The sequence below is a fragment of the Aeromonas sp. s13 genome (assembly GCF_040907905.1).
Lineage (GTDB): Bacteria > Pseudomonadota > Gammaproteobacteria > Enterobacterales > Aeromonadaceae > Aeromonas > Aeromonas veronii.
Genome location: NZ_JBFOCS010000047.1, coordinates 1 through 23,016, shown reverse-complemented (window position 1 = coordinate 23,016; position 23,016 = coordinate 1). Strand labels below are relative to the sequence as shown.

The window sequence follows — 23,016 nt, the reverse complement described above, 5'->3', positions numbered from 1 at the left end:
AAGAACGGAATGCCCGCCGGGGTGAGCCAATCCCCCAAAAGGTGGCTGAGGTAGCCGACGATGAGTGCATCCTTGACCCCCATGGGCAGGGTGTCCGGCGGCAGGCTCTGGTTCAGCCCCCAGATAGCGGCGGCGACCGCCAGCAGACTGTGGGTGAAGCCGCGATGGCCGAACAGCCGCGACAGAGGTTTCGAGATCCACGGCAGGCGCTGCCCCAGCACCGATTTGGGGTGGTCGAGGTCGGGCAACAGGGCGCTGGCCAGCGCGGCAGGGATGGTCTGCCACAGGCTGGCATCGGCCAGTGCCGGAGTGAGCTGCAGTTTATGGGCGATCAGGGTGCAGGTAACGGAGAAGAGCAGGTGCCCTTGGGCGGTCATGATGATTACGGCGTGGACAAGATGGCGGCGCATCTTACCAGCCTGACGGTTGTGGTCAGCTCTTATTTTAAAAATCAGGATGTTACGGCGAAAAAGCGCCCAAGCAGGGCGCCTTTAGGGTCTCTTTACAGCTTGCCTTTGACCAGCCACTTGTCGAGGGCGTTGGCAAAACGCTGTTTGTCGGCGGCATTGAAGGGGGCCGGGCCGCCGGTCTGCACGCCGGCTGAACGCAACTCTTCCATAAAGTTGCGCATGCCGAGCCGCGCCTTGATGGTCTCGCGGGTGTAGATCTCGCCGCGGGGATTGAGTGCCTCGCCACCGGCATCGATCACCCAGGAGGCGAGGGGGATATCACCGGTGATCACCAGATCGCCGGGCTGAACCTGCTGGGCGATGACATGATCTGCCACATCGAATCCCTTTTCCACCTGCTGGGTTTTGATGAAAGGCGAGGGGGGCACCCGCAATCCCTGATTGGCCACCAGGGTGGTGACGACCTGGGCGCGGTGGGCGGCGCGGTAGAGGATCTCCTTGACCGGAATGGGGCAGGCATCGGCATCAACCCAGATGGGCATGGCATGGTTTCCTGTAGTGAAAGCGGATGGAAAACGAGTGCGGCCATGTTAACACAGGCCTCCCCTTCCCGGCGCGGGGCTGAGTCGGCCCAACCTTTGGTGTAAGCTGGGGCCAGCACATGAAACGAGAAGGAGACGAGATGGATCGGGTGCCCGGTGAAGTGATTTATGCCCTGACTCTGGATGGCAAGGGTGGCATGGCGCCGCTGACGGCGGGAAGTGAAGTCCCGGCGGCGCATCCCGGCTGGCTGCATCTGGATTACGGCAATCCCGATTCGGCACGCTGGCTGTTGCAGACCCCCTTGCTCAGCGAGGCGGCCAGGGAGTCGCTGCTCGGCCAGAGCAATCGTCCCAAGCTGGTACGGATGGGGGAGACGGTGCTGCTGATCCTGCGTGGCATCAACCACAACAAGGATCACAGGCCCGAAGAGATGGTGGCGCTGCGTATTTTCATCACCCCGGATCTCATCATCAGCAGCCGTCGTCGTCCGCTGCTCTCCGAACAGGATGTCTTCAACCAGCTCAAGCTGGGTGGTGGCGCCGATACCCCGGCCGACTGGCTGGTGGAGATCTGCGATGCCCTGACCGATCGGGCGGGGGAGTTTGTCGAGGAGCTGCACGACAAGATCCTCGATCTGGAGGAGATGGTGCTGATGCGCGATATGCCCGCCAATGGCCGCTTGGCGCTGATCCGCAAGCAGCTCATCATGATCCGCCGCTACCTCTCCCCCCAGCGGGATCTGGTGGCGCGGCTGGCCAACGAGAAGATCAGCTGGCTGGATGAGGATGACCGCCGTCGTCTGCTCGATATCGCCGATCGGCTGCGGCGCTGGCTCGACGACCTCGATGCCGGAGTAGCGCGCACCGCTGTGCTGGCAGACGAGATCAACAATCTGATGGCGGAGGCGACTAACCGCCGCGCCTACCAGATGTCGGTGATGGCACTGCTCTTTTTACCTGCCAGCTTCCTGACCGGTCTGTTTGGCATCAACCTCGGCGGTATCCCCGGGGCCGAGAATCCGACCGCCTTCTGGGTCTTCTGCGGTTCGCTGGTGGCGCTGGCAAGCGGGCTGGCTATCTGGCTCAAACATCGGCGCTGGTGGTAAGGAGGCATAACCCATGTGGCAATCAATTGGTCTGACCCTGCTGCTGTTGCTGGGGCATACCCTGATCCGGCGGCTTATTCACAAGAGTCTGCTGGCGCTCGGTCAGAGCAGGCAGGTGAGCGAGAACCGGGTGCTCTACGTGGCCCATGTGTTCCACTTCCTGCTCGGCTGCGCCACCCTGCTGGTGCTGGCCGGGGTGTGGGGGCTCGACTTCTCCCGACTGGTGGTGCTCGCCTCCTCCTTCTTTGCAGTATTGGGGGTCGCCATGGTGGCCCAGTGGTCGATCCTCTCCAACATCACCGCCAGCATCACCATCTTCTTCGCCTTCCCCTACAAGATTGGCGACCGGATCCGCATCCTCGACAAGGATGATTCGGTCACCGGCGTCATCACCGAGATTGGCCTCTTCTATGTGCGGGTGCGTGATGACAACGGCGATCTGGTCACCTATCCGGCCAACCTGATCCTGCAAAAGCCGGTAAGAAAGCTGGAGGGCAAGGTGGCGGAACCGCTGCAACCGGAATAGAAAGCAACCGGAATAACAAAAAGGCTCCCTCGGGAGCCTTTTTAGTGTGTGGTGGGTGGGGCTAGCGTTCGAAGAAGCGGTAGAGGTGCTCCACCTGAACCGGGCAGTCGGCCACCTGATGCAGATGTTCGCGGGCCTGCTCGACGGTGCCGAAACTGACCGGGCAGCCGAGGGTGTCGGTCAGCTCGTAGAGGGCGCCATCCTTGCCTCTGAATTCGATGATCCAGCCGGGAATGGCCACGTCGTGGAGTATTTCGGCCTCTTGCAGGATCTGTTGCTGATAGAGCTTACGAAGTTCACTGACTGTCATGATGCTCTCCTGTGGGGAATATCCAGCTCCAGTCTATGCCTGCCCTTTATATGCGGCAACGGGATCATCCCCGCAGGACCTCCCATGCCCAGCGGATGCGGATAAAGGTCTCGGCATTGCCGCCCCGATCCGGATGGTGCTGCAATGCCAGCTCCCGCCAGCGGCGGCGGATTGCCTCCTGACTCGCCCCTTCATTCAACTCGAACAGGGCCAGCGCCTCGGCTTTGTGCCCCTCACCGTCATAAGCGCGCCAGAAGCGGTTGAGCAGGGCCTCAACTTCGGCACGATCGGTCTGCCAGAACACCTGCCAGTCTAGATAGTAGCTACGCAGATTTTCGCTAAGGGCAAAGCCGTGACTGGCCTCCGAGCTCCCGACCAGTGGTTCGAGCCGGATATCCAGGGTGCTGATCACCAGCCACCAACCCTCTTCATAAAGCTCGGCCTGCAGCTGGTAGAGGGCGTTCATGATCAGGAAGTTGACCCGAAACAACTGCAGTTGCTCATCGTCGGCCAGTACCGGAATTGCCCCCTGCTGGCGCAGATCAGCCATCAGTTCATGCACCTTGTAGCTGCCCGCCGCCTGTTGCAATAGCACCAGCAGAGGGGCGATCAGCGGATTGTGGTTGGCTTCGCTCATTCGGCGCCCTGTTCTCTGGGCGGTTGCAGGGCGATCAGCAGCTCACCCGCCTGCGGGGTGACGGGGCCGGTAACGATCTGGGGCTTGCCCTTGCCATCCATGATGAACAGCGGGATGGCGCCGGGATTGGCGGTCTGATACTGGGCCCAGTCGAACGCCTCGCTCAGGCGGGTCGCCTTGATCTGGCCACCCCGGCTCAGCAGGCCGCTCAGCCGGGCATAGTTGATGTCGGGGCCGAACAGGTTCTGGCGAGCGCGAAAGGTGGCGCTCTCCCGGTTGGCCTTGCCGTGCTGCTCGCTGGAGCGCAGGGAGTAGACCTGCTCCTCGCCGTAGAGGTGGGCAAAGTGCAGCACCCCGAGGGCGTTGTTGTGGCGGTTGGGGGAGAGCGCCAGCACGGTACTGATGCTGGTAAGCGGCAGGTGCAGCTCGGCATGTTCCGACTGGGGGTTGCCGAAATAGCAGGGGAGGTTGCTCATCCGCGCCTGTTTGCAGAACTCCCAGGCGGGATCGCAGAGCTGTACCGGCACACCCTGATCCGCCAGCGCCCGGCCTATGGCCCGCGCCACCGAGTTGGCCCCTATGATGAGCCAGGTGTTGGGGGCGCTCTGGCGCATCTTGAGCAGGCTGGCCAGCGGTGCCGAGGTGAGGCTCTGCAACACCACGGTGGAGATGATCACCGCAAACACCAGTGGCACCAGCTTGTCGGCATCGGGGATCTCGGCCTGATGCAGGCTGATGGCGAACGAGGCACTGACCGCCGCCGCGACTATGCCGCGCGGGGCGATCCAGCTCAGCAGGGCGCGAGCTCGCCAGGAGAGATCCGAGCCCCAGGTCGAGACCAGAATACAGAGCGGGCGCGCCACAAACTGCACCACGCACAGCAGCGCCAGCACCATGGGGCCGAGCTGCCAGAGCTGTGCCAGATCGAGGCGGGCCGCCAGCAGGATAAACAGGCTGGAGATAAGGATGACCGCGAGATCCTCCTTGAACGCCAGCACCTCTTCCAGATCCAGCCCCTCCTGATTGGCGAGCCAGATGCCGAACACGGTCACCGCCAGCAGGCCGGACTCGTGGCTCAGCCAGTTGGAGAAGCTGAAGGTGACCAGCACCAGCGCCAGCACGCCGAACTTGTGCAGGCTGACCGGTAGCCAGTCCTTGCGAATGAGCAGGGTGGTGAGCCAGCCTGCCGCCACCCCGATCAGGGAACCGACCAGCACTGTCTTGCCCAGCGCCAGCAGGGTATGGCTGATGAGATCCCCCTGACTGCCGAGGCGCACCGCCTCGAACACCAGCACCGCAAACAGGGCGCCGATAGGGTCGATGACGATCCCCTCCCAGCGCAGGATGCGGTCCACCTCCCGGGTGGGGCGGATCACGTTGAGCATGGGGGCGATCACCGTCGGGCCCGTTACCACCAGTACCGCGCCGAGCATGGTGGCGACCCGCCAGTCCAGCCCCAGCAGGAAGTAACCGGCGCTGCCGATGACGGCGAAACTGACCAGCATGCCGGTGGAGCAGAGATTGCGCACCACCTTGCCGATCCCCTTGAGCTCGGCCAGATGGAGGGTCAGTGCCCCCTCGAACAGGATGATGGCCACCGACAGGGAGACCAGCGGAAACAGCAGATCCCCGAGCAGGGCATCGGGGTCGAGCAGGCCGCTGACCGGGCCCAGAGTCAGGCCGGTGAGCAGCAGAAACAAGATGGCGGGCACCCGCAGCGACCAGGCGATCCATTGGGCCAGCACGGAGACCAGGGCGATCCCGGCCAGAGAGAGGGCAATCATGCAGACCTCGATTCAGGCAGTGAGTATGGAGCTAGTGTAGTGGCTAAGTTGGTCAGATTGACACCGGAAGGAGCGTGCGTCATGGCCGGGATGGGGAGATGTGCGACAGTCGGCGTCATGGTGGCTGGCGGTGGTGTGCAGGGCGCCAGCCAGACGCCAACCGTGGTGATGGTGTGGCCTCGGGGCCGGATTAGATGGGGCTCTCCTTGTGGAGCTCGCCGACGCAGTCGGCCAGCGCCAGTACCAGTGCGGAGCGCACCATCTGATCGAGCCGGTTGAGCTGCATCTGGTAGAAGGCCCAATCCTCTTCGCTGGCGGGGGGCTCCAGCTTCATCATGCCGCCCTGATTGACCCCGTGCAGGCGGTCGAGCAGGTCGCGGATCGGTTTGTCGCTGAAGCGGTAATCCTTGGGGTCGCGCACCAGAAAGTCGCGGATCTTGATATAGGCTTCGATATCCTGATAGCGCTCGAGTGAGATGAGGCCGAGGGCGAAGATGAGCTTGAGGCGCACCTCCAGCTGGCCGAGGGGGCCGCTCTGGTTGAGCAGGGGTTCGATGGCGTATTTGACGGCATACTCCTCCTGACGGAACGCGCGTCGCATCAGGGAGTCGACCGCCTCTTCCAGGATGGTCACGGCTTCGAGAAAGAAGCCGCGGGGGCCATCCTGCTCATTCAGTCGTTCCAGTACTTCATCTTCCTGGTGTGTGGTCATAGGTGCATTGGGTCCAGCTGACAGGGAGAGAGTGGGCCTCTCTCCCGGTTTTTATCATATGGGGCACATTCCCTTGCCATTCAAGCGCTTGGCGCGCTATCAGTGGTGGCTGAATGCGCCGCAAGCAGGGTCATTACAGGGTTTCGTAACGGGCGACGATGGCGCGAACCACTTCGCTCTCTTCATCCAGTCCAGTGACGCGGGCCAGCGCGTTGGCCGGGCCAAGCTCCGCCAGCAGGGCTTGCAACTCCACCGCCTGCGGGTCATCTGCATTGCGATAGTGGAGCGCCGCGGCGATCCCTTCCTGCAATTGCTCGTTGGGCAGGCCGTACTCCAGGGTGCCGAGCAGCGGCTTCACCAGTCGATCCCCCGCCGCCAGCTTGCGCAGTGGCTGACGACCGACCCGGTCAATCTCGTCCACCAGATAGGGGTTGGCGAAGCGGGCCAGGATCTTCTCGATGTAGGCGGCGTGCAGGCGCGGGTCGAAGCCGTAGCGTTTCACCAGCACGGCACCGCTCTCCTCCATGGCGCGGCGCACCTTGCTGCGGATCACCGGATCCTCGATCGCCTCGCGCACTGTGCGGTAGCCCCGCAGCTTGCCGAGATAGGCGGTGACGATGTGGCCAGTGTTGAGGGTGAACAGCTTGCGCTCGACGAAGGCCATCAGGTTATCGGTGGGCTCCATGCCCGCCACCTGTGGCAGCTCCCCCTTGAACTGGGTCTGGTCGACGATCCACTCGCTGAAGCTCTCTACCGTCACTTCAAGCGGGTCATCGTTGGCAGCCGCGGCGGGCGGCACGATGCGATCCACCGCCGAGTCGACGAAGCCGATACAGGATTCGAGCGTGGCATGATACGCGACCGGGAGGTACTTGAGTACCTCCCGCTTGAGGTGGCTGGTGCCGCGCACCATGTTTTCGCAGGCGATGACGTTGAGCGGGGTCAGGTTGCCGGCATCGAAACGGGCCTGCAGCCCCTTGGCCAGGGTGCTGGCAATCTTGTCCAGAATGTTGGGGCCTACAGCCGTGGTGACCAGATCGGCGGTGATGATGCGGGCGATCACCTCGTGACCGGCGGAGCTTACCGCCGCCACGTTGCGCACCACGTCCAGCTTCTGATCCGCTCCCACCACATGGACCTTGTACTCCTGGCGGTGGTTGAGCTGGTCGATCAGGGTGTCGTTGACGTCGGCGAAGGTGACCTGATGGCTGGCATCCGCCAGCACTTTACCGATAAAGCCGCGACCGATGTTACCAGCACCAAAATGCAATGTTTTCATGATATTAACCTCTTGAACCAAAGACGATGAAAGATGATTACGCAGCCTGTTCGGCACCCAGCAGATCCAGGAAGGCCTGGGGATCCGTGGTGCTGGCCAGCCGGTCGATGAGACCGGGTTCATCCAGTGCATTGGTCAGGCGGGTTATCACCTGCATGTGTTCGTCGTTGCGGGCGGCGATGCCGATCACCAGCCGCGCTACCTCATCGGCAGCCTCGCCAAAGGCGACCCCGGCCGGGTACTGGCAGATGACGATGCCGGTGCGCTTCACAAACTCTTTGGCGGCGATAGTGCCGTGAGGCACGGCGATGGATTCGCCGAGGTAGGTGGAGACCAGCTGTTCACGCTCCAGCATGGCGTTGACGTAGTCGGGCGCCACATAGCCGCGCTCTGCCAGCAGTCGGCCTGCGGTCAGGATGGCGGCCTCCTTGTTCTCTGCTTTCAGTCCCAGATGCACGTCATGACGGCTCAGGGTAAAGACTTCGGCAGCTTGTGGCTCGTAGCTGTCGTCGTTGGCGGCCACCAACAGTTGCGGGTTGGCGACATCATCGTTGGCGGCGCGGCTCAGGCTCTGTACCAGCTCCTGATAGAGGCCGTTGTCGAGGAAGTTGGTCAGGGAAATATGGTGAGCGTTCGGCGCATGGCGACGGGCCCGCTCGGTCAGATCCTTGTGAGTGATGACCCAGTCCACCTGATCGTCGAGCTGATCGATGGCGCGGTTGGTGACGCTGATATCGAGCCCGGCGGCCTGTACCCGCTTGCGCAGCAGGCCGGCGCCCATGGCGCTGGAGCCCATGCCCGCATCGCAGGCGACCACAATATTGCGTACCGCCATCAGTTCGCCGCCCGGCTTCTTGGCCGTTGCGGTTTCGGGCTTGCCGCCCTTCATGGCTTTCATCTTGCGAGTGGCTTCACCGAGGGCATCAGCCTCGTCCGCTTCCGGCTGCTGGGCGCGAACGAATACGGCGGCGACCAGGAAGGAGACCAGAGTGGCGCTGATGATGGAGAGGGCGACCCCGATCAGGGAGGCTTTCGGCGTCATCAACAACACGGCGAAGATGGAACCCGGTGAGGCAGGGGAGACCAGACCGGCGTTGAACAGGGTCAGGGTAAAGACCCCGGTCATGCCACCGGCGATCACCGCCAGAATGAGGCGCGGGTTCATCAGCACATACGGGAAGTAGATCTCGTGGATGCCGCCGAAGAAGTGAATGATTGAGGCGCCAGCCGCGGACTGCTTGGCCGCACCACGACCGAACACCATGTAGGCCAGCAGCACGCCCATGCCCGGGCCCGGGTTCGCTTCAATCAGGAAGAAGATAGAGCTGCCGTGCTCGGTCGCCTGCTGGATCCCCAGCGGCGAGAAGATGCCGTGGTTAATGGCGTTGTTGAGGAACAGGATCTTGGCCGGTTCGACGAAGATGGAGGTGAGCGGCAGCATGTGGTTTTCTACCAGGAAGCCGACGCCACCGGCAAGCAGGCCGGAGAGCACCTTGACGAAGGGGCCAATCACGAAGAAGGCGAGGATGGCCAGCAGCATGCCGATAAGGCCGGCGGAGAAGTTGTTGACCAGCATCTCGAAGCCGCTCTTGACGCGACCGTCCATCGCCTTGTCGAAGCGCTTGATGGCCCAGCCACCGAGCGGGCCGACCATCATGGCGCCCATGAACATGGGGATATCGGTTCCCACGATGACACCCATGGTGGTGATGGCACCGACCACGCCGCCGCGCTCACCGCCCATCAGTTTGCCGCCGGTGTAGCCAATCAGCAGCGGCAGCAGGTAGGTGATCATGGGGCCGACCAGCTTGGCCAAGGTTTCATTGGGCAGCCAGCCGGTGGGGATGAAGAGGGCGGTAATAAAGCCCCAGGCGATAAAGGCGCCTATGTTGGGCATGACCATATTGGACAGGAAGCGTCCAAAATTCTGTATCTTGACTTTGGTATCCGGTGATAACATGTCGGGACCCCGTTTTAAGCCTGTTTGATTAAAAGTGGTAGTCGGGATGGCCGGTTTTGCCGAACCGCCATCCCGGTCGTCTAAGCAACTTCAATCTACCAGCTTGATATCAAATTAGGCTGAAAACGGGGTGTCTTGTGATCCAGTTCTCAGATACCCAGCGATACCCCCTCCAAAACTAGTGATCCTGATCACGTTCGAGAGCTGTAATTCGGCTACATTTCGATATTTTCTGTTTTGAATGGTCATTTTTTGTGACTCAAATCACTAAAGTTGTTTTGTGGCTCTCTTGTTGAATAGTGACTTTTGTCACAAATTCAATTTTTGTATTCGAATGGGACAAATCACTCAATTACTCATCAGTGGGTAGTGACGATGGATCTATCGCAACACTCCATTGCTTACCAATGAATCAATAAATTTGTAACCCGCTTTCAGTTTTTACGGTCGGTGATGAGGGCTCTTTTGCGGCTGATTGATGGGAATGGGCGCCAACATGCAGGATGTTATCGAGCGGCAGATGTTCGGGGAGCTTGCTTAGCAGATAAAAACAAACCGCCAGCAGGCGGTTTGTCGGTTTTTACGAGCTATCCCCTGTCGGGGGCTGCGGTTTAGTAGAAACCGGCATCCTCGGGGGAGGGGCGGGTCTTGAAGCGGCGATGGAGCCACATGTACTGCTCCGGCGCCTTGCGCACAGCGGCTTCAATCTCGCGGTTGGCGCGGGCGGCATCGACCATGTCGTCACCGCTGGGGTAGTCGGCGAGCGGTGCCCCGATATGCAGGGTGTAACCCTCTCTGGTGCGGATGTTGTAGCAGGGGAGGGTGACGGTGTTCTTCACCCGCGCCAGTGTGGCGGTGCCGGTGATGGTGGCGGCCTGCTCCACCGCGAAGTAAGGCACGAACACGCTGGCGTGGCTGCCGTAGTCGTGATCCGGCGCGTACCAGAGGGCGTCGCCGTTGCGCAGCGCCTTGATCATCCCCTTCACATCCATCCGGTCTACCAGATATTTGTTGGAGGCGCAGCGACCGTGATACTGGGCATACTCCAGCACCGGATTGGTGTTGGGGCGATAGACCCCCACGCCGGGGCGAACCAGCCCGAAACAGCGGGCGTTGAGTTCCAGCGTCAGGAAGTGGCAGGAGAGCAGCAGCATGCCCTGACCTTTTTCCATGGCGGCGATGACGTGCTCTTCCCCTTCCACCCTCATCAGGTTGCGCATCCGCCAGTCTGGCCAGAACCAGGCGATCCCCACCTCGAACACGGCGCAGCCCACGCTCTCGAAGTTTGCCTTAAGCAGTTTCTCCCGCTCATCCCGGGTCAGTTCGGGCATCGCCAGCTCCAGATTGCGACGGGCAATCTTGACCCGGGACTTCAATATCCTGGCGGCGAGACGACCGAGCTGACGGCCCAGCCACATCTGGCTACGCCACGGCAGCAGGGTCAGCAGCCAGAGCAGGCCGAGGCCGAACCAGCTGGCCCAGTAACGGGGATGAAACAGGCGGGGCTCCAGGCGGGGAGCGTTGTCATGGGCCATGGCTAATCTCTTGTTCGCAAACACAATCGGGGGATTCTAGCCGAAAAGGGGGGGCGGGGGCGAATGGCTGTGTGCTGGTCAGAGGGGTAACCCGCGTCCGGTTAGCGTGACAGCGGCGGCAACTGCGGTCGGCTTTTTCTACACCGGATAAAAGAGTGTGATAAAATCGCCCGCTGATTTTTCAGGTTTTGAGAGTCGATACAGATGAAGATCACCCTGCCCGATTTTGAAAAAGCCCGCGTTCTGGTCGTTGGCGATGTCATGTTGGACCGTTACTGGCATGGCCCCACCGGTCGGATCTCCCCCGAGGCGCCGGTGCCCGTGGTCAAGGTTGAACACATTGAGGAGCGTCCCGGTGGCGCGGCCAACGTGGCCCTCAACTCCGCCGCCCTTGGCGCTCACGCCGTGCTGCTTGGCCTGACCGGTCAGGATGAAGCGGCCGATGCCCTGGCCGGTCAGATGGCTGGCGTCAAGGTGGCCTGTGATTTCGTTCGTCTGGCCGACTTCCCGACTATCACCAAGCTGCGGGTGCTGTCCCGCAACCAGCAGCTGCTGCGTCTGGACTTTGAAGAGCCCTTCCACTCCGTCGATGCCACCCTGCTGATGAGCAAGGTGGAGCAGGCGCTGCCGAATAGTGACGTGATGATCCTTTCCGACTATGGCAAGGGTGCTCTCAACGACGTGCCCGGCATGATCCAGCGCGCCCGTGCCGCCGGTATTCCGGTGTTGGTCGACCCCAAGGGGACCGACTTCGAGAAGTACCGCGGCGCTACCTTGCTGACCCCCAACATGTCCGAGTTCGAGGCTGTGGTAGGCAAGGTGAAGAGCGAAGAGGAGCTGGTCGCCAAGGGGTTGGATCTGGTCAAGCGTTTCGAGCTGGATGCCCTGCTGGTCACCCGTTCCGAGAACGGCATGACCCTGATCCGCGAAGGTCAGCCAGAGCTGCATCTGCCAGCTCAGGCCCACGAGGTTTATGATGTGACCGGTGCCGGTGATACCGTCATCTCGACCCTCGCCACCTCGCTGGCGGCAGGCAAGAGCCTGGACGAAGCCTGTGCGCTGGCCAATACCGCAGCCGGTATCGTGGTCGGCAAGCTGGGTACCTCTACCGTCAGTCCGGTCGAGCTGGCCAACGCCCTCTACACCGAGCAGGAGACCGGCTTCGGCGTCATGTCTGAAGCCCAACTGAAAGTGGCGGTTCGTGCCGCCCGTCTGCGCGGCGAGAAGGTAGTGATGACCAACGGTTGCTTCGACATCCTGCACGCCGGCCATGTCTCCTATCTGGCCAACGCCGGCAAGCTGGGGGATCGCCTGATCGTGGCGGTCAATACCGACGAGTCGGTTCGTCGCCTGAAAGGGCCGGGTCGTCCGGTCAACCCGACCGAGCGTCGCATGGCCGTACTGGCTGCGCTGGGCGCGGTGGACTGGGTTGTGCCATTTGGTGAAGATACCCCGCAGCGCCTGATCGCCGAGATCCTGCCGGATCTGCTGGTCAAGGGCGGTGACTACAAGCCGGAAGATATCGCCGGTTACGCCGAGGTGACTGCCAACGGCGGCGAGGTACGCGTTCTCAACTTCGAGGATGGCTGCTCCACCACCGACATCATCAAGACGATCCGCGAGCGCGGCTAACGCGCTGCTGGCCCCGCAATCTGGCGGGGCTCACTATCGGCGGCTGCAATCCGACCGAAATACGGATAACAAAAAGGCGACCTTGCGGTCGCCTTTTTCATTCCCGATAACGGCTATCAGGCTTTGGTCTTGGCTTTTGCGGTAGCCGGCATCAGACCCTGGTTTACTTCCACCAGGTCCTGCGCTTCCAGAATACCGGCAGCCTGTTTCAGGCTCAGGATATTGAGGATGTAGTTGTAACGGGCTTCGGAGAGCTTCTGCTTGGCCTCGTACAGCTTGCGAGTGGAGTCCAGCACGTCGACGATGGTACGGGTACCCACTTCGTAACCGGCTTCGGTCGCCTTCAGGGCGCTGTCGGCGGAGACCACAGACTGGCTGTAGGCGCGCACCGAGCCGATGCTGGCGTTCACGTTGTTGTAGGAGGAGCGCACTGTGCTCTGCACCGAGCGGAAGTTCTTCTCCAGCAGTTCGCTGGCCGCTACGTAGTTGTATTGAGCCTGCTTCACCTTGGCGCTGGTAGCACCACCGCTGTAGATGGGCAGCTTGAAGGTCAGACCGATATTGGCCTGATTGTCATTGCCGCCCGGCATGCTATCCAGCTTGTAATCGGTATTGCTGGTTTGCAGTCCGGCACCCAGATCCAGCGTCGGCTCATGGCCGGTTTTGGCCAGATCGATCTGCTCCTTGGCAATGTCCTTGCTGATGCGGGCACTGTGCAGTTGCAGGTTTTTGTCCAGTGCCAGCTCCAGCCACTTGTCGGAGCCGAAGGCGGTCTTCTGCGGGCTGAAACGATCTGTGTTCAGCACGTCCAGATTGCGATGATCGATACCGGTCAGCTCGCGCAGGGTCTCGTAGCTGTTGTCCAGCGAGTTTTCTGCATTGATCTCGTCAGCCAGCGCCTGGTCGCGGGAGGCTTCGGCTTCATGGACGTCGGTGATGGCGGTCAGGCCCACTTCGAAACGCTGCTGGGTTTGCTCCAGCTGACGCTCTACGGCAACCTTGTTGGCACGGACGAACTCCAGGGTATCCATCGCCTTGAGCACATCAAAGTAGGCTTTGGCGGTGCGCACCATCAGGTTCTGGATTTCGAGGTTATAGGCGACATCAGACTGGGTGGCCTGCTTCTCGCTGATATCCAGATTGACCCAGTTACTGCGACGATAGAGGGATTGCGACAGCGTCACCTCACCCTTGGCGTTGGTATTGCTCTGGGTATCGTTCTTGTTTTGCAGATAATTGAGCCCGGCACCCAGATCGATCTGGGGCAGCAGAGGGGCACGGGATTCGTTGATCTTCTCGAAGGCCTGGTCGCGAACGGCTTTGGACTGCAGCAACTGCGGGTCTTTGATCTGGGCTTGCTTGTAGATGTCGAGCAGGTTTTCGGCATGGGCACCGGCACTGACGCCCAGCAACACCATGACTGACAAAAGTGTTCTTTTCATAGATCGTTTTAACCTTATGTAGTAACCCAAACTGGTTGCTGGAGAGGCAAATATTGTCACCGACCAAGCTTGATTGCAGCTTAATCACTCTACTATAAGCAAAATTTAATGCTAAGAGTCTCAGGTCCGGTGACGGGAACGTCAAGAACCGGACGCAGTTTTCTCCCCGCGCGCCTAGCCAAATGGTCTGTGGCTGCTAAAATCCACCCCTCATTACCATGGCACCATGGCACGCCGAGTGAATGAACGTTCATTCATGTTCCTCGGATTTTATGGTCAAACTGATACAAGTCAAGCTGACGGGAGCCCCGGATGTCGCAGCAACCCTTGCCGCAAGATCGGCATTACGCCGCCGATGATGTGAAAATCATTGAAAAATCAGCTGGATATAACGGCTTCTTCAAGGTGAATGTCTATCGTTTGCAGCATCGGTTATTTGCTGGCGGCTGGAATCAGCCCATCGTGCGCGAGCTGTTCGAGCGGGGCCATGCTGCCGCGCTGCTGCCCTATGATCCAGTGCGCGACCAGATCGTGCTGGTGGAGCAGTTCCGCATCGGCGCCATGGAGACCAGCCCGACCCCCTGGCTGCTGGAGCTGGTGGCCGGCATCATTGACGAAGGGGAGACCGCCGAGGCAGTGGTGCGTCGCGAAGCGGTAGAAGAGGCCGGGATCGAGGTTGCCCGCTGCGAGCATGCCATCAGCTATCTGGTGAGCCCGGGCGGCAGCACCGAGCGGATCGAGGTCTTTGTGGGCGAGGTGGATGCCAGCAAGGCGAGCGGCCTGCACGGTCTGGCTGATGAAGGCGAGGATATCCGGGTGCACGTGGTGAGCCGCGAACAGGCCTACGCCTGGCTCAAAGAGGGACGCATCGACAATGCGGCCTCGGTCATTGCCCTGCAGTGGCTTGCCCTCAACCATGGCGAGCTGCGTGCCCGCTGGCTGGCGGATCGCTGAGGTGGCGCTGACCCTGCAACAGAGCAGGCGCTATGTGCCTGATCTGATGTCCTTGCAGCGTACCTGCGAGGTCAACTACATGGCGTTGATGAAACTGCTGCCGCCAGATGGGGAGGTGGGAGCCGAGCGCCGCTATCGGGTCGGCAACGATCTGCAGTTCCAGCTCACCATCATTGGCGAGAGTCGCTTCACCAATCAGGTGATCCTGAGCCAGCACAACCCCGAATTGCCCGAATATTTACAAGCTCAGATAGAGATTCGTTTGTATCATGATGTGCGGATGGCGGAAGTGTGTGCAGCGCAACAGATTTCCCGTTTGCAACCACGTTATGATTATCCCAATAAAAAGATGCACCAGCGGGACGAAAAGGAGCAGGTAAATCTGTTTCTGGCCGAATGGCTAAAATTTTGTCTCAGACATGGTACCAGCCCGATCAATATCTCCAGTTGAACAAATAAAAAGAAGCGTGATTTTGGAAACAGAGCTCCCCCAGGCGCAGGACGGCAGTGTGCGCCTGTTGCAAATTACCGACACCCACCTCTTCGCGAGTGCCGAAGGGCGGCTGTTGGCTGTGCGCACCGCAGAGAGTCTGGCCGCCGTGCTGGAACAGGTGCAGGCCAATGAACACCCCTACGAGGTGATTCTGGCGACCGGCGATCTGTCGCAGGATCACAGCCCGGAATCCTATCAGCGTTTCGCCTCCATGATGGCGCCCCTGGGCCGCCCCATCTACTGGCTGCCGGGCAATCACGATGACAGCCCGCTGATGACCGAATATCTCCATGCCGCCGGGATCAGCGAATCCAAACAGCTGGTGGGCGACCACTGGCAGGTGATCCTGCTCGACACCCAGGTGCGCGGCAAACCCCACGGCATGATTGGCGATCACCAGCTGGCCGCCCTCGACCGTGCCCTGCGTCAATATCCTGATCGCCACGCTCTTATCACCCTGCACCATCAGGCGGTGCCGGTGGGTTGCGCCTGGCTGGATCAGCACAATCTCAAGAATGCCGATGACCTGTTCGCCGTGCTGGCCCGTCATCCGCAGCAGAAGACCATCCTGTTCGGCCACGTTCATCAGGAGTTTGACGAGGTGCACCGCGGGGTGCGGCTGATTGCCAGCCCATCGACCTGCATCCAGTTCAAACCGCTATCTGACGGCTTCGCGCTGGATGAATCCGGCCCGGGCTGGCGCTATCTCACCCTCTATCCGGATGGGCGGGTGGCCAGCGAGGTGTGGCGCCTGCCGGTGGGGCAGTTTGTACCCGACCCCAACGCCACCGGTTATTGAGGAGCGCATTCCATGAAATCGGTTCTCCTTTATCTGCACGGTTTCAACTCCTCACCGGGCTCCGCCAAGGCGCAGCAGATGGCTGCCTGGGTGGCCGCCAACCGGCCCGACATCGAGGTGATCATTCCGGCCCAGCCCAATACGCCGGCGGCGGCCTGGGCGGCTATCGAGCAGACCATCGCAGATCTGCAGCGTCGTTATGGCAGTGAATTTAAGCTCGGCGCCGTGGGTAGCTCCCTCGGTGGCTTTATGGCGACCCGGGTGAGCGAGCAGTACGGCTGCCGCGCGGCGCTGGTCAATCCGGCGGTGCGCCCGCACGAGCTGCTCTGTGACTACCTTGGCCCCCAGACCAATCCCTATACGGGTGAGCAGTATGTACTGCTGCCTCAACATATGGACGAGCTGCGGGCACTGGCGGTACCGGTGGCGGCGCCGGAGCGACTCTGGATCCTGCAACAGCAGGGAGATGAGGTGCTCGACTATCGCAAGGCGCTGGATGAATACCGCTTTGCCCGCCTCTCGCTGGAGTGCGGCGGCAACCACGCCTTTGTGGCGTTCGAGCGCTACCCCGCCCAGATCATCCGTTTCCTCGGGTTATAGTCAGGTTTGAGTCAATAAGGGCGGTCTCGCCCTGCTTGTTCTTCTCCAGATCAAGCTTTCGGTGCGGGGAGTTTGTTCTACCCCCGCCTAGCAGTTAAGATTCCCTCCAAACGTCAATTCGCAAGGCCCTCCATGTCTACTCAATACAATGCGGATGCCATTGAGGTCCTCAATGGCCTTGAGCCGGTGCGTCGCCGCCCCGGCATGTATACCGACACCACCCGGCCCAATCACCTCGGCCAGGAGGTCATCGACAACAGCGTCGATGAAGCGCTGGCAGGTCACGCCCGCAGTCTGGAGGTGATCCTGCATGAAGACCAGTCCCTCGAAGTGATCGACGACGGCCGCGGCATGCCGGTCGATATCCACCCGGAAGAGGGCGTCAGCGGGGTGGAGCTGATCCTCTGCAAGCTGCACGCGGGCGGCAAATTCTCCAACAAGAACTACCAGTTCTCCGGCGGTCTGCACGGGGTGGGTATTTCGGTCGTAAACGCCCTCTCCGATCGGGTCGAGGTGACGGTGCGTCGCGACGGTCAGGTCTATGACATCGCCTTCGAGCGTGGCGAGAAGGTGCAGGAGCTGACCATCACCGGTACCTGCGGCCGTCGCAACACCGGCACCCGGGTGCGCTTCTGGCCGCAGGCGAGCTACTTCGATTCGCCCAAATTCTCGGTCACCAAGCTGGAGCACCTGCTCAAAGCCAAGGCCGTGCTCTGCCCCGGCCTCACCATCAAGTTCCTCGACAAGAACACCGGCATCAAGCTGGAGTGGTGCTACGAAGATGGCCTCAAGGATTATCTGGTCGACGCGGTCAAGCAGTACACCTGCCTGCCGGAGCAGCCCTTTATCGGCTCGTTCAGCTCCGAGCAGTCGGCGGTGGACTGGGCGCTCTGCTGGTTGCCGGAAGGGGGCGAATGCCTCGCCGAATCCTATGTGAACCTCATTCCCACCGCCCAGGGTGGTACTCACGTCAACGGCCTGCGTCAGGGCCTGCTCGACGCCATGCGCGAGTTCTGCGAGTTCCGCAACCTGCTGCCGCGGGGGGTCAAGCTGACACCGGAAGATATCTGGGATCGCTGCGCCTACATCCTCTCCATCAAGATGCAGGATCCGCAGTTTGCCGGTCAGACCAAGGAGCGCCTCTCCTCCCGCCAGAGCTCGGCGTTTGTCTCCGGCGTAGTGAAGGATGCCTTCAGCCTCTATCTGAACAGCAACACCGAGCTGGCGGAGCAGATCGCCGAGATCTGTATCAGCAGCGCCCAGCGCCGGATGCGCGCCGCCAAGACGGTGGTGCGCAAGAAGATTACCCAGGGCCCGGCGCTGCCCGGCAAGCTGACCGACTGTAACTGCGCCGACCCCATGCAGGGCGAACTGTTTCTGGTGGAGGGTGACTCCGCGGGCGGCAGTGCCAAGCAGGCGCGGGATCGCGAGTTTCAGGCCATCATGCCGCTGCGCGGCAAGATCCTGAACACCTGGGAGGTGGAGGCTGGTCAGGTGCTCGCCTCACAAGAAGTGCACGATATCTCGGTCGCTATCGGGCTCGACCCCGACTCCGAGGATCTCAGCGGCCTGCGCTACGGCAAGGTGTGCATCCTCGCGGATGCTGACTCGGACGGTCTGCACATCGCCACCCTGCTCTGCGCCCTGTTTGTGAAGCACTTCCGCACGCTGGTGGAGAAGGGGCACGTTTACGTCGCCATGCCGCCCCTCTATCGGATCGATATCGGTAAAGAGGTCTACTACGCCCTCGACGAGGACGAGAAGAACGGTGTGCTGCAGCGGGTCGAGGCCGAGAAGAAGAAGGGCAAGGTGATGGTGACCCGATTCAAGGGCCTGGGTGAGATGAACCCGAAACAGCTGCGGGAAACCACCATGGATCCCAACACCCGCCGTCTGGTGCAGCTCACCATGGAGCCGGCAGGAGAGAGCGAAGGGGATGCGGCTGACGAGACCCTGCAGCTGATGGACATGCTGCTGGCCAAGAAGCGGGCGAGCGATCGCCGCGAATGGCTCGAAGAGAAGGGCAACCTCGCCATCATCTAAGCCGTCGGTCACCTGCCGACCCGCATTTCAGGCGTGCCCTCCTGGGGCGCGCCATAGCAAGAGAAAAACATATGAGTGATGCTATCGAGCTCAGTCTGGACGGGGTAGAGCGCCAGCCAATGCGCACCTTTACCGAACAGGCTTACTTGAACTACTCCATGTACGTCATCATGGATCGGGCCTTGCCGCATATCGGCGACGGCCTCAAACCGGTGCAGCGGCGCATCATCTACGCCATGAGCGAGCTGGGTCTGTCGGCCCTCTCCAAGCACAAGAAGTCTGCCCGTACCGTGGGTGATGTGCTGGGTAAGTACCACCCCCACGGCGACAGCGCCTGTTATGAAGCCATGGTGCTGATGGCCCAGCCCTTCTCCTACCGCTACCCACTGGTGGACGGTCAGGGTAACTGGGGTGCGCCGGACGATCCCAAATCCTTCGCCGCCATGCGTTATACCGAAGCGCGGCTGTCGCGCTTCTCCGAGCTGCTGCTCTCCGAGCTGGGGCAAGGCACGGTGGAGTGGACGCCCAACTTCGACGGCACCATGAAGGAGCCGGTGGTGCTGCCTGCCCGCCTGCCGCACATCCTGCTCAACGGGGTGACCGGTATCGCGGTGGGCATGGCGACCGATATCCCGCCCCACAACGCGCGGGAAGTGGCCTACGCCTGTGCCGAGCTGCTCGACAACCCCAATGCGGGGCTCGATGTGTTGATGCAGCACATTCAAGGGCCGGACTACCCGACCAATGCCGAGATCATCACCCCGCGCGACGATATCCGCAAAATCTACGAGACCGGCAAGGGCTCCATCAAGCAGCGGGCGGTCTGGAGCGAGGAGGATGGCGACATCGTCATCACAGCGCTGCCTCATCAGGCCTCCGGCGCCAAGATCATGGAGCAGATCGCCGCCCAGATGGTGGCGAAAAAGCTGCCGATGGTCACCGATCTGCGCGATGAATCGGACCACGAGAACCCGACCCGTCTGGTGATCGTACCGCGCTCCAACCGGGTGGATGTAGAGGGGCTGATGGCCCACCTGTTCGCCACCACGGATCTGGAGAAGAACTACCGGGTCAACCTCAACATCCTCGGCCTCGACAACCGGCCGCAGGTGAAGTGCCTCAAGACCATCCTCAGCGAGTGGATCCAGTTCCGCCGCGAGACCGTGCGTCGCCGTCTGCAGTTCCGCCTCGACAAGGTGCTGGCTCGCCTGCATATCCTCGAAGGCTTGCTGATCGCCTACCTCAACATCGACGAGGTGATCGAGATCATCCGCACCGAGGATGAGCCGGGCAAGGTGATGGTGGAGCGCTTCAACATTACCGAGACCCAGGCCGAAGCGATCCTCGAGCTGAAACTGCGCCATCTGGCCAAGCTCGAAGAGTTCAAGCTGCGCGCCGAACAGAACGAACTGGCCGAAGAGCGCGACAAGCTGGAGCTGATCCTGGGCTCCGAGCGTCGTCTCAACACCCTGCTCAAGAAAGAGCTGCTGGCCGATGCCGAGAAGTACGGCGACGATCGCCGCACTCCGCTGGTGGAGCGTGCCACCGCCGTGGCGCTGACCGAGAAAGAGCTGGTGCCGAGCGAGCCGGTCACCGTCATCCTCTCCGATAAGGGGTGGGTGCGCGCCGCCAAGGGCCACGATGTGGATGTCGAGGGGCTCTCCTATAAGGCGGGGGACAACTACCTCACCCACGCCTTTGGCCGCAGCAACCAGCAGGCGGTGTTCCTGTCGAGCTTTGGCCGCACCTACTCGCTGGAGGCGCACACTCTGCCCTCCGCCCGCAGTCAGGGCGAGCCGCTCACCGGCCGCTTTGCACTGGGTGCCGGTGAAGAGGTGCGTCATCTGGTGATGGGCAACGAAGGCGAGCCGTATCTGATCGCCAGCGACGCCGGTTACGGCTTTGTCTGCACCTATGACGACCTCATCGGCAAGAACAAGAACGGCAAGGCGCTGCTCACCGTGCCGGAAGGGGGTCTGGTGATGGCACCCCAGAAGATTGGCTCGCCGGAGACCGATCTCTGCATGGCCATCTCCAACGAGGGGCGCATGCTGCTGTTCCCGATGAACACCCTGCCGGTGCTTGGCAAGGGCAAGGGCAACAAGCTCATCAGCATCCCCTCTGCTCGCGTCAAGGCGCGAGAGGAGTTTGTGGTGATGGCCGCCGTCATCCCGCAGGGGCAGTCGGTCACCCTGTTTGCCGGCAAGCGCAAGCTGACCCTCAAACCGTCCGATCTCGATTACTACCGCGGCGAGCGTGGCCGCCGTGGCGCCAAGCTGCCCCGCGGTTTGCAGCGAGTCGATCGCATCGAGATTGAACCCGCTGCCGGAGCCGAACCGGTAGCCGGGGAAAATCAGGAAGGGTAATTAATATAGAAGGGCGCGAAAGCGCCCTTCATACATGGTTTTTTTGTAACTACTATTTGGGTCGGAAAAAGAATGTTTCATAATGGCTCATAATTAAAACCATCTTCTGTTGAGTAGCACAATATAATTTTTGCGTCAGAGTCACCACATGCTTTTCTGGCCTTTTCGCAAGCTGTTTTCTTAGACTCATCATAATCCCAGCCAACATTTATTTCATTTGCTGCAACAGCAATCCACTTGCTTCCACCAGTCCAACAGATGATTTCTGAATCATTGGATGCATTTTTTAATGCCAAGCGCTTTGCCTGTTCAGTTGAACCTGCTCCCCAAGAATAATGAAATTCGCCAGTTGACTTAGAGTGTGCCAATGCCCCGTATTTTGACGATGTATCCCAAACTCGCCACTCATTTGCCAACAATTCACTTTCTGCTGTATGTTTTAACATCCATAAAAATGAATCGCTATTATTTATTATTCCTGAAATACAAGCAGATGAAAACATGTGGCAGTTATCAAGTAACACATTGTAGTTTTTTACAGATACATTCTTTTCGAACCGCCGCGCATTATCGGCAGCGTATTTATCTCCAATGGCTTGGCCATTTCGACATGATGTATAGATACTTATCGCAGTAGTTCCATATATAAATTCTTGTGGAGTTACATATTCAATCCAACCTTTTTTATTTAAGTGGATAATCTCGTTCCCTCCAACATATATGCCAGAGTGCTCTGCATGCCCAAATGCAAGGTCACAGTATACAATAGAACCGATTTCTGGATAAGGGATTTTATCTCTTACGCAATTGTCAATAAAACTTTCCGCCAACTTTATGCCAGCAAGAGCTTTCAGAGCCCCAAACATACAACCCCCTCGTGATTTATATGTGTCGCTTAAAAGATTATGAAATGGAAATCTTATTTATAGTAATGAATGTAATTATGATCGTCATCATTTTTAGAAAAATCAGGGAGTCCATTTTTTAAAGGTATTTAGAGGGACGTATGTCTGAAATAGAAGTGTAGTCCGACGATCGCGAAAACAGGTTGCCGCTATTCTGTTAGTGCCCCAGCTGATCTCTTCTCTATGTCCATCGCCACCGGGATTGCGGTGCGGACGATTACGCTTCGCTAATCGACCCTACGCGCACCTGCTTGATTTAACGCTCTGCTGCTTGTCGATGGTTTGCCCCCTCATCTTCGACCCTTCTCCCCTTGTCTATGGCAAAGAGTGGGAGAAGGGAGAAGAGATCGCGGCCATTTTGGTATGGCGTGACAACTAGGGCCAAAGGTTGGCATGCACTTGTCCCCTGCGAGATCGCGCTTCTCAGCGCACCATCTGGTCTTTTGACCCGTCTGCGTGGATCTGATGGATGGCTTCATGGCAATAATGGGGGCATGATTCTGCCTGCACGGCGCTTTCGCTAACTAACAAGGAAGGGGTTCGATGGTCAATATTGGGATGCATTTCGAGATTCCGGTAACGGATATGCAGCGAGCAATTGCCTTCTATTCTGCCATTTTTGATATCGAGTTCGAACGAATGGAGATCGATGGCAATGAAATGGCGCTATTTCCGCTTATTGACGGTGCCGAAGGCTGCTCTGGTGCGTTGGCCAGAGGGGAGAGTTATGTCCCGAGTCTGGATGGCACGCGTATTTATCTGACGGTGAACGATATTGAGCGGGTGATGGCAGATGCGCTATCGGCGGGCGCCAGGTTGCTTTACCCCGTGACCCGGGTGGGGGAAGTCATCAAGGTGGCCGAATTTCAGGATTCTGAAGGTAACCGGATTGCCTTGCTGGATAAGGCGATTTGCGCTGATTAGCGAAGTCTAAACGATCCATCCCACCAAAAGCAGAGGCCCCGCAATCCATGATTGCGG

21 protein-coding genes are annotated in these 23,016 nt (G+C 60.0%); 10 read left to right on the top strand and 11 right to left on the bottom strand.

Annotation, left to right across the window (positions count from 1 at the left end):
* On the bottom strand, positions 1-377 hold a 377-nt coding region (locus AB5Y82_RS08515; RefSeq protein WP_368173870.1), incomplete at its 3' end, for a metal-dependent hydrolase.
* 125 nt (positions 378-502) lie between these two features.
* On the bottom strand, positions 503-952 hold the full coding sequence (locus tag AB5Y82_RS08510; protein WP_005335916.1) for a YaiI/YqxD family protein: 450 nt from the start codon (positions 950-952) through the stop codon (positions 503-505).
* A 140-nt stretch (positions 953-1,092) separates the two neighbouring features.
* Here AB5Y82_RS08510 and zntB point away from each other — a divergent pair, with 140 nt between their 5' ends.
* Complete coding sequence (zntB, locus tag AB5Y82_RS08505) at positions 1,093-2,058, top strand: zinc transporter ZntB (protein ID WP_005341467.1); 966 nt, start codon at positions 1,093-1,095, stop codon at positions 2,056-2,058.
* A 13-nt stretch (positions 2,059-2,071) separates the two neighbouring features.
* Positions 2,072-2,584 carry a mechanosensitive ion channel domain-containing protein gene (locus AB5Y82_RS08500; protein WP_005354921.1) on the top strand — a complete coding sequence of 171 codons (513 nt, stop codon included), beginning with the start codon at positions 2,072-2,074 and terminating at the stop codon, positions 2,582-2,584.
* A 61-nt stretch (positions 2,585-2,645) separates the two neighbouring features.
* Here AB5Y82_RS08500 and AB5Y82_RS08495 read toward each other — a convergent pair whose 3' ends face one another.
* From AB5Y82_RS08495 to lpxL, 7 genes are all read right to left on the bottom strand, one after another.
* The gene (locus tag AB5Y82_RS08495) at positions 2,646-2,894 is read right to left on the bottom strand and encodes a hypothetical protein (RefSeq protein WP_005354919.1); all 249 of its coding nucleotides are present in this window, start codon (positions 2,892-2,894) and stop codon (positions 2,646-2,648) included.
* A 64-nt stretch (positions 2,895-2,958) separates the two neighbouring features.
* Positions 2,959-3,531, bottom strand: coding sequence for a DNA-J related domain-containing protein (locus AB5Y82_RS08490; protein ID WP_111901441.1), 573 nt, complete (start codon positions 3,529-3,531; stop codon positions 2,959-2,961).
* Complete coding sequence (locus AB5Y82_RS08485; RefSeq protein ID WP_111901442.1) at positions 3,528-5,315, bottom strand: sodium:proton antiporter; 1,788 nt, start codon at positions 5,313-5,315, stop codon at positions 3,528-3,530. The genes AB5Y82_RS08490 and AB5Y82_RS08485 overlap by 4 nt, the downstream gene beginning before the upstream one ends.
* Positions 5,316-5,505: 190 nt before the next feature.
* The gene (locus AB5Y82_RS08480) at positions 5,506-6,027 is read right to left on the bottom strand and encodes an MltR family transcriptional regulator (protein ID WP_005335907.1); all 522 of its coding nucleotides are present in this window, start codon (positions 6,025-6,027) and stop codon (positions 5,506-5,508) included.
* 133 nt (positions 6,028-6,160) lie between these two features.
* Positions 6,161-7,306, bottom strand: a complete 1,146-nt coding sequence (locus tag AB5Y82_RS08475; RefSeq protein WP_368173869.1) for a mannitol-1-phosphate 5-dehydrogenase — start codon at positions 7,304-7,306, stop codon at positions 6,161-6,163.
* A gap of 37 nt (positions 7,307-7,343) precedes the next feature.
* Positions 7,344-9,266: a PTS mannitol transporter subunit IICBA gene (locus AB5Y82_RS08470; protein WP_111901444.1), complete on the bottom strand. Its 1,923-nt coding sequence runs from the start codon at positions 9,264-9,266 to the stop codon at positions 7,344-7,346.
* A 611-nt stretch (positions 9,267-9,877) separates the two neighbouring features.
* Positions 9,878-10,801: an LpxL/LpxP family Kdo(2)-lipid IV(A) lauroyl/palmitoleoyl acyltransferase gene (gene lpxL / locus AB5Y82_RS08465; protein ID WP_111901445.1), complete on the bottom strand. Its 924-nt coding sequence runs from the start codon at positions 10,799-10,801 to the stop codon at positions 9,878-9,880.
* A 204-nt stretch (positions 10,802-11,005) separates the two neighbouring features.
* Here lpxL and hldE point away from each other — a divergent pair, with 204 nt between their 5' ends.
* The gene (gene hldE / locus AB5Y82_RS08460) at positions 11,006-12,433 is read left to right on the top strand and encodes a bifunctional D-glycero-beta-D-manno-heptose-7-phosphate kinase/D-glycero-beta-D-manno-heptose 1-phosphate adenylyltransferase HldE (protein ID WP_005335903.1); all 1,428 of its coding nucleotides are present in this window, start codon (positions 11,006-11,008) and stop codon (positions 12,431-12,433) included.
* Positions 12,434-12,549: 116 nt separating this feature from the next.
* Here hldE and tolC read toward each other — a convergent pair whose 3' ends face one another.
* The gene (gene tolC / locus AB5Y82_RS08455; RefSeq protein ID WP_159144391.1) at positions 12,550-13,875 is read right to left on the bottom strand and encodes an outer membrane channel protein TolC; all 1,326 of its coding nucleotides are present in this window, start codon (positions 13,873-13,875) and stop codon (positions 12,550-12,552) included.
* 312 nt (positions 13,876-14,187) lie between these two features.
* On the opposite strand from tolC, the gene nudF reads away from it, so the two are divergent.
* The 6 genes from nudF to parC all read left to right on the top strand — a co-directional run bounded on the left by nudF (position 14,188) and on the right by parC (position 21,130).
* Positions 14,188-14,829 carry an ADP-ribose diphosphatase gene (gene nudF, locus AB5Y82_RS08450; protein ID WP_064335385.1) on the top strand — a complete coding sequence of 214 codons (642 nt, stop codon included), beginning with the start codon at positions 14,188-14,190 and terminating at the stop codon, positions 14,827-14,829.
* Position 14,830: 1 nt separating this feature from the next.
* Complete coding sequence (locus AB5Y82_RS08445; RefSeq protein WP_005335899.1) at positions 14,831-15,280, top strand: DUF1249 domain-containing protein; 450 nt, start codon at positions 14,831-14,833, stop codon at positions 15,278-15,280.
* 22 nt (positions 15,281-15,302) lie between these two features.
* Positions 15,303-16,121 (top strand): 3',5'-cyclic-AMP phosphodiesterase, encoded by an 819-nt coding sequence (gene cpdA / locus AB5Y82_RS08440; protein ID WP_041202814.1) that lies wholly within the window; start codon positions 15,303-15,305, stop codon positions 16,119-16,121.
* 12 nt (positions 16,122-16,133) lie between these two features.
* Positions 16,134-16,721, top strand: a complete 588-nt coding sequence (locus AB5Y82_RS08435; protein ID WP_111901448.1) for a YqiA/YcfP family alpha/beta fold hydrolase — start codon at positions 16,134-16,136, stop codon at positions 16,719-16,721.
* 132 nt (positions 16,722-16,853) lie between these two features.
* Positions 16,854-18,764: a DNA topoisomerase IV subunit B gene (gene parE, locus AB5Y82_RS08430; RefSeq protein ID WP_368173868.1), complete on the top strand. Its 1,911-nt coding sequence runs from the start codon at positions 16,854-16,856 to the stop codon at positions 18,762-18,764.
* Positions 18,765-18,835: 71 nt separating this feature from the next.
* Positions 18,836-21,130: a DNA topoisomerase IV subunit A gene (gene parC, locus AB5Y82_RS08425; RefSeq protein ID WP_043826057.1), complete on the top strand. Its 2,295-nt coding sequence runs from the start codon at positions 18,836-18,838 to the stop codon at positions 21,128-21,130.
* A gap of 77 nt (positions 21,131-21,207) precedes the next feature.
* Here parC and AB5Y82_RS08420 read toward each other — a convergent pair whose 3' ends face one another.
* The gene (locus AB5Y82_RS08420) at positions 21,208-21,996 is read right to left on the bottom strand and encodes a DUF4189 domain-containing protein (RefSeq protein ID WP_368173867.1); all 789 of its coding nucleotides are present in this window, start codon (positions 21,994-21,996) and stop codon (positions 21,208-21,210) included.
* A 582-nt stretch (positions 21,997-22,578) separates the two neighbouring features.
* Between AB5Y82_RS08420 and AB5Y82_RS08415 the strand changes: the two genes are divergently transcribed.
* A complete protein-coding gene (locus AB5Y82_RS08415; protein WP_368173866.1) occupies positions 22,579-22,959 on the top strand; it encodes a VOC family protein in 381 nt (126 codons plus the stop codon).
* Positions 22,960-23,016: the final 57 nt, after the last annotated feature.

Coding starts and splice junctions, on each gene's coding strand:
- AB5Y82_RS08510 (WP_005335916.1), bottom strand. CDS start 952: ATGCCCATCTGGGTTGATGCCGATGCCTGCCCCATTCCGGTCAAGGAG.
- zntB (WP_005341467.1), top strand. CDS start 1,093: ATGGATCGGGTGCCCGGTGAAGTGATTTATGCCCTGACTCTGGATGGC.
- AB5Y82_RS08500 (WP_005354921.1), top strand. CDS start 2,072: ATGTGGCAATCAATTGGTCTGACCCTGCTGCTGTTGCTGGGGCATACC.
- AB5Y82_RS08495 (WP_005354919.1), bottom strand. CDS start 2,894: ATGACAGTCAGTGAACTTCGTAAGCTCTATCAGCAACAGATCCTGCAA.
- AB5Y82_RS08490 (WP_111901441.1), bottom strand. CDS start 3,531: ATGAGCGAAGCCAACCACAATCCGCTGATCGCCCCTCTGCTGGTGCTA.
- AB5Y82_RS08485 (WP_111901442.1), bottom strand. CDS start 5,315: ATGATTGCCCTCTCTCTGGCCGGGATCGCCCTGGTCTCCGTGCTGGCC.
- AB5Y82_RS08480 (WP_005335907.1), bottom strand. CDS start 6,027: ATGACCACACACCAGGAAGATGAAGTACTGGAACGACTGAATGAGCAG.
- AB5Y82_RS08475 (WP_368173869.1), bottom strand. CDS start 7,306: ATGAAAACATTGCATTTTGGTGCTGGTAACATCGGTCGCGGCTTTATC.
- AB5Y82_RS08470 (WP_111901444.1), bottom strand. CDS start 9,266: ATGTTATCACCGGATACCAAAGTCAAGATACAGAATTTTGGACGCTTC.
- lpxL (WP_111901445.1), bottom strand. CDS start 10,801: ATGGCCCATGACAACGCTCCCCGCCTGGAGCCCCGCCTGTTTCATCCC.
- hldE (WP_005335903.1), top strand. CDS start 11,006: ATGAAGATCACCCTGCCCGATTTTGAAAAAGCCCGCGTTCTGGTCGTT.
- tolC (WP_159144391.1), bottom strand. CDS start 13,875: ATGAAAAGAACACTTTTGTCAGTCATGGTGTTGCTGGGCGTCAGTGCC.
- nudF (WP_064335385.1), top strand. CDS start 14,188: ATGTCGCAGCAACCCTTGCCGCAAGATCGGCATTACGCCGCCGATGAT.
- AB5Y82_RS08435 (WP_111901448.1), top strand. CDS start 16,134: ATGAAATCGGTTCTCCTTTATCTGCACGGTTTCAACTCCTCACCGGGC.
- parE (WP_368173868.1), top strand. CDS start 16,854: ATGTCTACTCAATACAATGCGGATGCCATTGAGGTCCTCAATGGCCTT.
- parC (WP_043826057.1), top strand. CDS start 18,836: ATGAGTGATGCTATCGAGCTCAGTCTGGACGGGGTAGAGCGCCAGCCA.
- AB5Y82_RS08420 (WP_368173867.1), bottom strand. CDS start 21,996: ATGTTTGGGGCTCTGAAAGCTCTTGCTGGCATAAAGTTGGCGGAAAGT.
- AB5Y82_RS08415 (WP_368173866.1), top strand. CDS start 22,579: ATGGTCAATATTGGGATGCATTTCGAGATTCCGGTAACGGATATGCAG.